At 70.8% G+C, this 3,023-nt stretch carries 3 protein-coding genes and 1 pseudogene; 1 reads left to right on the top strand and 3 read right to left on the bottom strand.

All coding sequences use genetic code 11. The features are described 5' to 3' along the window. Positions 1 to 132 precede the first annotated feature (132 nt). The 3 genes from GA0115259_RS19595 to rsmI form a co-directional block, all read right to left on the bottom strand. Positions 133 to 1,002 (bottom strand): TatD family hydrolase, encoded by an 870-nt coding sequence (locus GA0115259_RS19595; RefSeq protein ID WP_093598715.1) that lies wholly within the window; start codon positions 1,000 to 1,002, stop codon positions 133 to 135. A 117-nt stretch (positions 1,003 to 1,119) separates the two neighbouring features. Further along, positions 1,120 to 1,590 carry a hypothetical protein gene (locus tag GA0115259_RS19590; protein ID WP_093598712.1) on the bottom strand — a complete coding sequence of 157 codons (471 nt, stop codon included), beginning with the start codon at positions 1,588 to 1,590 and terminating at the stop codon, positions 1,120 to 1,122. A gap of 226 nt (positions 1,591 to 1,816) precedes the next feature. After that, positions 1,817 to 2,695 (bottom strand): 16S rRNA (cytidine(1402)-2'-O)-methyltransferase, encoded by an 879-nt coding sequence (gene rsmI / locus GA0115259_RS19585; RefSeq protein WP_093598718.1) that lies wholly within the window; start codon positions 2,693 to 2,695, stop codon positions 1,817 to 1,819. Positions 2,696 to 2,821: 126 nt separating this feature from the next. Here rsmI and GA0115259_RS19580 point away from each other — a divergent pair. Then, positions 2,822 to 3,023 (top strand): annotated as a pseudogene (locus GA0115259_RS19580) (phospholipid carrier-dependent glycosyltransferase); the annotation flags it as partial.

The raw sequence follows: 3,023 nt of genomic DNA, 5'->3' as shown, positions 1-3,023 counted from the left end.
CCCCCGCCCCCCCCCCCCCGCCACGAAGGCGGGACGGGGCCCGGACACTAGCGGAGTGGCGGTTACTCTCCAAAGCGGCTCGACTACGCAGTGTCGCGGTGGCCGCGCCGCGCCGGTGCCTGCCGCGACGCGTCAGTAGCCGAACGCGCGGGCCGTATGGCCCGCGATCGCCTCGGCCATGGCGTCCTCGCCGATCCCGCGCACTTCGGCCATCGCTCGCAAGGTGACCGGAATGAGATACGGCGCATTAGGCCGTCCGCGGTAGGGCGCAGGGGTGAGAAAGGGAGCATCCGTCTCGATGAGAACAAGCTCCAGCGGCGCTATGGTGAGCGCGTCGCGCAACGGTTGAGCGTTTTTGAAAGTCACATTGCCGGCGAAGGACATGTAGTAACCGGCCGCCGCACACACTTCGGCCATTTCCGCGTCGCCGGAATAGCAATGAAACACCGTACGTTCCGGAGCGCCTTCCTCCGCGAGGATACGCAGCACATCGGCATGCGCTTCCCGGTCATGGATGACCAGCGCTTTTCCATGGCGTTTGGCGATCTCGATGTGCGCGCGGAAGGAACGCTCCTGCGCGGCCACGCCCTCGGGCCCTGTCCGGAAATAATCGAGTCCCGTCTCGCCGACGGCGCGCACCTGTGACAGGCCGGCCAGCCGGTCGATCTCGGCCAGGGCGTCGTCCAGGGCCGTGTCGCCGCCGCCCTCGCGCGCGCCCTGCCGCGACCAGCCGTCGGCGTCGCCGTGCACGATCCGGGGAGCCTCGTTGGGGTGGAGGGCGACCGCCGCGTGGACGTTCTCGTACGCCGCGGCCGTCTCGGCGGCCCAGCGGGAACCCTTGAGGTCGCACCCCACCTGGACGACCGTCGTCACACCGACCGAGGCGGCCTTGCGCAGGCTCTCCTCGACGGTGCCGTCCTGCATGTCCAGATGGGTGTGCGAATCCGTGACCGGTACCCGCAGGGGCTCGGGCAGCGGCGGCGGGGCTTGCTTCGAACTCATGGACGCGATCCTACGGAGGGCCGCGTCCGTGGCCTCACGCGCGTGCGCTCACGCACACAGTCAGCGGGTGGACCAGGTGGTACGGGTGGTACAGGTGGTACGGGTCGAACAGGTGGCTCACTTGCGGTGGTGGAACGGGTGCAGCAGGTCCGACAGATGCCAGTGGTGATGCCCGGTCGCCTGCCCTGTCGTTGTGCTGCCCTGCGCGGCTCCGACGGGTATCTCCTCGGCGGATCCGGCGGGTATCTCCTCGGGCTCCGTTCCCCCCGCCGTGCCCGCCGTCGCGGCGTCCGCCGTCGCGCCCCGCTTGCTCTTCGCCGGGTGGTACTGCTCCATCATCAGCGCCCGCACCGACGAGACCTGTCCCGAACGCATGATGCGTACGACATGCCCGCCGCAGTTGGTGCAGGACGGGCTGGACAACGGGGAAGGGACCCGTATCCCGTCCGCCTTGTAGACGACGTAATTCTGGCCCGAGCCGTCGACGTGATGCTCTATGTCGTATGCCTGCTCCCAGCCGTGCCCACAGCGCATACAGCAAAAGGCATATGCCTCGTGTGCGACGGCGGTGCCCGTGATCTCACTCATGCCAGCTCCTCTCCACTGACCCAGTGGACGCCTATGCCGGCGGGAGCGCATCAGCCCCTGTCGATTAATGGATTGGTCTTGGCCTTCTCATGCCCAAAAGGCCCGACTCGCGGTCTGCGCTTTACATTTCACGATAGTCCTTTGCTCCCTGGCGGGGCGTGCGCCGGTTCTGGGACGGGATGTACGCGCGCCCTTACGACAACAGCGTGCACGCCCTTACGCGCCTCTACGACGACGTACGCGACGGCGCCGACCCCGTACGCGCCTCGTTCTTCGCCGCCACCACCGCGTCGAACACCTCGCGCTTGGGCACCCCGGCCTCGGCGGCCACGGCCGCGATCGCCTCCTTGCGCCGCTCGCCCGCCTCCTCCCTCACCCGTACCCGCCGCACCAGCTCCTCCGGGCCGACTTCCCCGGGCCCCGGCGCCGGCGCGCCCTCCACGACCACGGTGATCTCGCCGCGTACGCCCTCGGCCGCCCAGGCCGCCAGCTCACCGAGACCGCCGCGCCTGACCTCCTCGTACGTCTTGGTCAGCTCCCGGCAGACGGCCGCCCGGCGCCCGGCGCCGAAGACCTCGGCCATCGCGGCGAGCGTGTCGTCGAGCCGGTGCGGCGCCTCGAAGTAGACGAGCGTGCGCCGCTCGTCGGCAACCTCCCGCAGCCGACTGAGCCGCTCGCCCGCCTTGCGCGGCAGGAAGCCCTCGAAGCAGAAGCGGTCCACGGGCAGCCCGGAGAGCGCGAGCGCGGTCAGTACGGCGGAGGGCCCCGGTACGGCCGTGACCCGGATCTCATGCTCGACGGCCGCCGCCACCAGCCGGTAGCCGGGATCGGAGACGGACGGCATGCCCGCGTCGGTGACCAGCAGCACCCGGGCACCGCCCGTCAGCGCCTCGACCAGTTCGGGTGTCCGCTGGGACTCGTTGCCCTCGAAGTACGAGACGACCCGGCCACGCGTCTGCACGCCGAGCGCCTGCGTGAGCCTGCGCAGCCGACGGGTGTCCTCGGCGGCGATCACATCCGCGCCCGCCAGCTCGGCCGCGAGCCTCGGCGGCGCGTCCGTCACATCGCCGATGGGCGTTCCCGCGAGTACCAGCGTGCCGTTCATCCGCGCCTCATCCGCCATCCGTCCACCATCCGTGCGCCGTTCCGTCCGCCGGTCCCGTCCGCCATCCCGCCATCCTCGCAGGGCGCGGAGCACCCCACGCACAGCGGCGTTCCCTACGATGGCGCGGTGACCAGTACTGCGCCTGAAGCCCTCCAGGGGCACGACGCCGGCGGAACGCCGCCCTCATGGCCTCAGCGGCTGCGCCGATTCGGCCATGTGCCGCGGCCGGTGACCGGGCTGCGCGAGCGGCTGGTGCCGCCGTACACCCGGCCCTCGGAGCGGCTCTGGGCCGTGCTCGCCGTGCCGCCCGCGTGGGCGGACCGGCTGG

The sequence above is a fragment of the Streptomyces sp. MnatMP-M17 genome (assembly GCF_900091995.1).
In the GTDB taxonomy this organism is placed as follows: Bacteria; Actinomycetota; Actinomycetes; order Streptomycetales; family Streptomycetaceae; genus Streptomyces.
This window is presented reverse-complemented; position numbering and strand designations above follow the sequence as displayed.